Below are 6407 nucleotides of genomic sequence, written 5' to 3'. Positions count from 1 at the left end.
CGGACGCCCCCAGGAAAGCGCTCAGTCGGAACGGAGATCAACCTCTCGTTTTGAAAAAGGGCTATACTTTTTTATTTGTCACCTTGATGTCATTGACATAATAGTATTTCAACAACATGAAAACTGCTGACATTACATCAGCAGTTTTCTAGTAAAATATCTGTTTTATTTTTAAAGATTTGCAAAAATATTAGGCTTTCTATTTTTCAACGGATTCGTTTGTTCGATCGCATAGCCAACATTCAGAATGAGACCCTCTTTAAAGGCAGGTCCTATGATTTGAAGGCCTACTGGTAAATTGCCCTTAAAGCCACAAGGAACGGAAAGGGCAGGTAATCCTGTTAAGTTACTTGGACCAGTAAAACGAATGATATTGTCAATTAAATCAACCTTTTCACCATTTAAAGTGGCAAAATTATCACCGATAGTACTTGCCACTACAGGCAATGTAGGTGATATTAACACATCTACCTGATTAAATATTTGTGTAAACTCTTGTTTAATTTGTCGACGGACTTGCTGAGCCTGTAAGTAATCCACTGCAGAAGGTAATTCACCTAGCTCGAATAACAATCGGATATCATCACCAAATTCCTGTGGTCTGCTTTGCAAATCTGAATGATGGATGGCTGCAGCCTCTGAAAGGGAAGTAACCAGCTCAGCCCATTCAGCATATTGCAGGGAAGGGATACGAACAGTTTCAACTTTTGCACCCTGATCCACTAAGCTTTGAATGCTTGCTCGCACAGCCTTTTCTACATCTGAATCAACGCGATTAAAGAAATAATCTTCGTTGATGCCAATAACTAAACCTTTTACATCACCTGAGATTTGCTGACTATAATTCTCAGTTGTGACATTTACACAAGTAGGATCTCTATGGTCAAAACCAGCGATAATTTCAAGTAGACCTGCCGCATCTTTGACTGTCTTAGTCATAGGTCCAATATGATCTAGGCTCCAGGCAAGTGGGTAGCAGCCATACTTGCTTACACGTCCATGAGTAGGCTTTAAGCCAACAATCCCACAGGCCGAAGAAGGAATTCGAATGGAGCCAGCAGTATCAGTCCCTAATGAGGCAACGCTAGCTCCTGCTGCTACTGCCGCGCCAGAGCCACCACTAGAACCTCCAGGAATCTTCTCTAAGTCCCAGGGGTTGCGAACGGGTCCATAATGAGGGTTATTATTGGTAATCCCCCAAGCATATTCATGCATGCTTAATTTTCCTGTGAAAATCACACCAGCATCACGAAGCTTTTCTACGACAGTCGCATCATAGCCTGATACGAAGTCTTTATGAATCTTGGAAGACATCGTTGTAATTTTATCTTTAAAATACAGATTATCTTTTAAAGCCATGGGAATCCCGTGGTACATTCCACGATACTGTCCGTTTAAGATCTCTTTTTCTACAATTTGTGCCTGTGCTAAGGCCTCTTCACGATAAAATGCCATATATGCGTTAATCTTTGGCTGACTTTCTTCTGCAAAATCTAAGATTGCTTTCGTCAATTCGACAGGGGAAAGTTTTTTAGCCTCCAGTAAAGGTGCTAGCTCTTCAACAGATTTTAAATGTAAATCAGTTGTCAATATGATCACCTCCAGGAAGATTACGGATAGCAATATCAGCGTCATCGATAGCGATTCCTTCTAAATTACCTCGAAGCGACTGCATGCCTTCCCAGCGTATTTTTAATTGTTCAAGGTGCTCAGATTTTGGTGTAATTCCTTTGTTTTCTAATATTTGTTGAATAGACAAGCTCATTAACAGGATCCTCCCTTGAAAAAATAGTTTTTATCTAAATAGGTTTCCCTATTAAGAACAAATTTTTATAAAAGGTAATAAAATACTATTATTGCAAGCATACACTAATTATAAAATATATCAAATTTGTTATATTTGAATAGTTTGTATATTGTGAAAAATGTACTATGGTTAAAAATAATTAAAAAAGCTTACTTTTTAAGAGAGCATTGGTTTTGATTGATAGAAATATAGTGCTTGAGCTATCTCTTTTTACATCCTATTCACAGTATATTTACAATAAAGGGGTACAATAGATCATAATAACCAATTTAAGAGGTGCGAGAATGGAGTCTGTTGTGAGACAAAGCATAAAAACTAGTAATGTATTTTCTTATTTGAAGCATTTATATGAGCAGCATCAAAACAATATATTGTATATAAAACGTTTAAAGGCATTAAAGCAAATTATTCAAGAAAATGCTTTACATACTTATTTTCAACCGATTGTCGATATTCAGACTATGCAGACAATGGGGTTTGAAGCGCTAAATCGTCCAGAGCCTTCTCAACTGTTTTCAAGTGTCGATCAGTTTTATGAATTTGTTGGACAAACTGACTGTGTTTTTTTATTTGAATGCTTTTGTCGTAACCTTTCATTACAACGTTTTAAAGAGAGGTTACACGGAGATTTGATAAATAGAGATTTTTTAGTTTTTCTAAATATACATCCGAATGTTCTGCTAGATAAGAAATATCATAGCGGTGAAACCTTGCAATTATTAAAAGAGTTAGGCATTAAACCTCAGCAGGTTGTATTTGAGCTGACAGAGCGTAGTGCGGTGATAGATTTTGTAGAGTTTGAACGTGTGTTATCACATTATCGATCACAGGGCTATCGAATTGCAGTAGATGATGTGGGTTCAGGCTATAACAGCTTAAAAACACTTATTTATTTAAAGCCTGAATTTATTAAACTAGATCGCTCTTTAATTCAATTTATCGATCAGAATAGTGAACAGCAGCAGCTGGTGTCATTGCTGGTGGGATATGCGGAGCAGGTAGAAACAAAAATTATTGCAGAGGGTATTGAACGGCAAGAGGAGCTTGAATATTTGCATAAGATAGGTATTCATTATGCCCAAGGATATGCGATAGGAAAGCCCGCAAAGGAAATACATTTAGGGAAAATAAGGATGGGTGACCATGAAGATAGGGGAAGTCATTGAAACTGTTCCTTGTATTGATGAATTTGTGAAAAACAAAGAGGTGGATTTACTGTTTACCAGTAATCTATCATTGCGCAGTGTTGTTGTTGTCAGGGATGAGAGACCAATTGGGCATATTACACGCACACATTTCTATCAAAAAATTGGTACACGTTATGGCTATAATTTATTTATGGGACGTCAAAACCAACTTATTATTAAGGACAATCCGTTAATGGTAGAACATCATACGCCTATTACTGAGGTCAGTACAGTTGCAATGAGTAGACCTCCAGAGGATTTATATGATGATGTTATTGTTACACGGAATGGTCTATATGTTGGTGTAGTTAGCATTCGCGAATTATTACTAAAGCTTGTAGACACGCAAGTAGCTATTGCAAGCTTCTTAAATCCATTAAGCAGCCTTCCAGGTAATAAATTAATTGATGAAAAACTAGAAGAATCGTTGTTATTACCACAGTATAGCTTAATCTATTTTGATTTAGATCATTTTAAATCCTATAATGACACGTACGGTTTTAATAAAGGAGATAAAATCCTACTATATTTAACTGATATTTTGAAAAGAAATATCGTTGGTGTGGAGGACTTTTTAGGGCATATTGGCGGAGATGATTTTGTCGCAATTCTTCCTCATTATGATACCACTCCAATTTGTGAAAGAATTATAAACGAATTTGATGCTCAAATTTTAGACTTTTATGACCTAGAGAATTTAGCTACATTACAGATTCATAATAGAATGGGGAAGCTAGAGCCCTTTAAATGTACATCTCTATCAGTCGCGGTGATTACCAATCAAAATCAACAATTCACCTCTGTCAATCATTTATCAGATGCTGTGACGCGTGTAAAAAAACAATGTAAAAAGATCTCAGGAAGCTGTTATTTAATTAATGAATACAAAAAAGAACCCTACCTCGTTCATTAATTGAGGTAGGATTTTTAGTTTCTATAATTTTAATAAGCACTCCAACCAGCATCGGCTGCTAATGCCACACCATTAATTAGACCAGCGTCTTCTGAGGCAAGGAATAGAGCAATGTTAGCGATATCAGAAACCTGTCCAGCTTTTGGCATCAGTTGTATACCACGAATAGATTGTTCCATTCCGAATGGGTCAACATTTGTCATTGTTGCCGCAAAGCCAGTCTCTACATGTGCAGGTGCAATAGCGTTACAGCGAATGTTTTGTGAACCATAGTGAGAGGCAATATTTTTTGTCATACCAACTACAGCATGCTTGGCAGTTGTGTATGCTAAGCCTCCTCGTCCTCCTGTAAGACCAGTAATAGAGGACATATTAACAATTGTGCCACCGCCATTTTCAACAAATATCGGCAAAACTTGACGAATCGCACGCATCATACCAGTTACATTAATGTCTATTACGCGCTGCCAAACAGTATCTTCTACATTCGCTGCTGCTTGCATATTGTCACCAACTCCAGCGTTGTTGACTAAAATATCAATACGACCATAATAATTAATGGTACTAGCAATCATTGCACGAATATCTTCCTCTACAGCGACATCTACTTTTACTCCAAATGCTTCATAGCCAGCTTCCCTAAATTCAGTAACAGTTGTGTTTAAGGCATTGTCATTAAAATCAGCAATGACCACTTTTGCACCTTCGATAGCATATTTACGTGCTATTTCTTTTCCTATTCCTGCACCACTACCAGTAATAATAGCTACTTTATCTTGTAATTTTCCCATAAAGAAACTCCTCTCATCGTGAAAAAAGGTTTAGTGTTAAACTAAATTTATTATATTCCGTGTTTGGGGCATAATCAAAGAAAAGGAATCGTTTTCAATTTAGGAAATTATTAATCTTAATAAAACATACTTGAATTATAGGGATTATGGGTATATAATTCGATTTACATCATAATTAAGCATCTTAGGAGGATTTACATTGTCTACATTACAAATCATTCTTAACGTAGCTGTTTTGCTCGTCTTCGTTGGAATTTTATATTTTATGAACAAAAAACACGTTAAGTTTTCAAATCGTGTTTTTACAGGTTTAGGTCTAGGAATTGCACTTGGTCTTGGACTTCATTTAATTTATGGTATCGATTCTGAGGTATTGGCTAAAACGACATCTTGGTACAACATAATCGGTACTGGTTATGTGAAATTGCTACAAATGGTTGCTATGCCATTAGTATTTATTTCTATTTTAATCGCCTTTACAAAAATGAAGGTGGGTAAGAATTTTGGGAGAATGGCTGCATTAATTTTAGCAATTTTAATTGGTACAACAGCTGTATCAGCAGCAGTAGGTATTTTATCAGCAACTGTATTTGATTTAGATGCATCACAAATTATGCAAGGTGATGCAGAAACTCAGCGTGGAGCATATATCGAAGAAAAAACTTCTGGATTAGCTGCACCAGATTTACCAACACAAATTATTGAGTTATTCCCAGCAAACCCATTCCTTGATTTAACGGGAGCTCGTTCAACATCAACGATTGCGGTCGTAATTTTTTCAGCATTCTTAGGCTTTGCCTATTTACGTGTAGCACGTAAGGATGAAGCGATGGGCGCAACGATTAAGAAGGGTCTAGATGCTATCTATGCATTAGTAATGGGTGTTGTAACAATCGTTTTACGTTTAACACCATACGGCATACTTGCCATTATGGCACGTACAGTAGCAACATCTGATTTTGGGGCAATTTATAATTTAGGTAAATTTGTCATTGCATCCTATGCAGCACTATTTATTGTGTTATTAGTACACTTATTAATCTTAACATTGAGTGGTTTAAATCCATTTACGTATTTGAAAAAATCTGCAGAAACATTATTATTCGCCTTTACATCACGTTCAAGTGCTGGTGCTTTGCCAATGAACATTAAAACGCAAACAGGTCGTCTAGGTGTACCAGAAGGAATTGCGAACTTCTCAGGTTCATTTGGTTTATCGATTGGTCAAAATGGCTGTGCGGGTGTCTATCCTGCTATGCTAGCCATCATGATTGCGCCTACAGTTGGCATTAATCCACTTGATCCAGTGTTCATCATTACTGTGATTGCAGTGGTGGCAATTAGTTCATTTGGTGTAGCTGGTGTTGGTGGTGGTGCAACATTTGCAGCAATTCTAGTCTTATCAGCTCTTGATTTACCAGTTGCGCTTGCAGGTATTTTAATCTCTGTTGAACCATTAATCGACATGGGACGTACTGCACTAAATGTAAGTGGCTCTATGACAGCGGGTGTCACAACTGCACGTGTAACCAAAGAATTGGACACAGATATGTACAATAATAAAGAATTAGGTGCTCAAGTAGCGGACCTATAAAAATGTAAGAAGGAGCTATTCTCATTTGAGAGTAGCTCCTTCATGTTGTTGAAATACTATTATGTCAATGACATCAAGGTGACAAATTAAAAAGTATAGCCCTTTTTCAAAACGA

6 protein-coding genes are annotated in these 6407 nt (G+C 36.9%); 3 read left to right on the top strand and 3 right to left on the bottom strand.

What is annotated here, in order from left to right:
* Positions 1-171: 171 nt before the first annotated feature.
* Positions 172-1590 (bottom strand): amidase, encoded by a 1419-nt coding sequence (locus tag AC3WOM_RS26330; protein ID WP_492449064.1) that lies wholly within the window; start codon positions 1588-1590, stop codon positions 172-174.
* On the bottom strand, positions 1580-1765 hold the full coding sequence (locus AC3WOM_RS26325; protein ID WP_283870429.1) for a hypothetical protein: 186 nt from the start codon (positions 1763-1765) through the stop codon (positions 1580-1582). Before AC3WOM_RS26325 ends, AC3WOM_RS26330 begins: the two co-directional genes overlap by 11 nt.
* Positions 1766-2091: 326 nt before the next feature.
* Here AC3WOM_RS26325 and AC3WOM_RS26320 point away from each other — a divergent pair, with 326 nt between their 5' ends.
* Entirely contained in the window at positions 2092-2973 is an 882-nt protein-coding gene (locus AC3WOM_RS26320) for an EAL domain-containing protein (RefSeq protein ID WP_492449060.1), read from the top strand.
* A complete protein-coding gene (locus tag AC3WOM_RS26315) occupies positions 2951-3907 on the top strand; it encodes a GGDEF domain-containing protein (RefSeq protein WP_427543105.1) in 957 nt (318 codons plus the stop codon). Before AC3WOM_RS26320 ends, AC3WOM_RS26315 begins: the two co-directional genes overlap by 23 nt.
* A gap of 29 nt (positions 3908-3936) precedes the next feature.
* Here the strand turns inward: AC3WOM_RS26315 and AC3WOM_RS26310 are convergent, their stop codons facing one another.
* Positions 3937-4698 (bottom strand): SDR family oxidoreductase, encoded by a 762-nt coding sequence (locus AC3WOM_RS26310; RefSeq protein ID WP_492449057.1) that lies wholly within the window; start codon positions 4696-4698, stop codon positions 3937-3939.
* 265 nt (positions 4699-4963) lie between these two features.
* Here AC3WOM_RS26310 and AC3WOM_RS26305 point away from each other — a divergent pair, with 265 nt between their 5' ends.
* Positions 4964-6292: an L-cystine transporter gene (locus tag AC3WOM_RS26305; protein WP_492449067.1), complete on the top strand. Its 1329-nt coding sequence runs from the start codon at positions 4964-4966 to the stop codon at positions 6290-6292.
* The last annotated feature ends 115 nt before the right edge of the window (positions 6293-6407 follow it).

Source organism: Lysinibacillus sp. FW301-JW8 (assembly GCF_058788755.1).
This window is presented reverse-complemented; position numbering and strand designations above follow the sequence as displayed.

Bases quoted from the DNA above. Each gene is read 5' to 3' on its own strand.
- AC3WOM_RS26310 (WP_492449057.1), bottom strand. From the start codon at position 4,698: ATGGGAAAATTACAAGATAAAGTAGCTATTATTACTGGTAGTGGTGCA.
- AC3WOM_RS26305 (WP_492449067.1), top strand. From the start codon at position 4,964: ATGAACAAAAAACACGTTAAGTTTTCAAATCGTGTTTTTACAGGTTTA.
- AC3WOM_RS26320 (WP_492449060.1), top strand. From the start codon at position 2,092: ATGGAGTCTGTTGTGAGACAAAGCATAAAAACTAGTAATGTATTTTCT.
- AC3WOM_RS26315 (WP_427543105.1), top strand. From the start codon at position 2,951: ATGAAGATAGGGGAAGTCATTGAAACTGTTCCTTGTATTGATGAATTT.
- AC3WOM_RS26325 (WP_283870429.1), bottom strand. From the start codon at position 1,765: ATGAGCTTGTCTATTCAACAAATATTAGAAAACAAAGGAATTACACCA.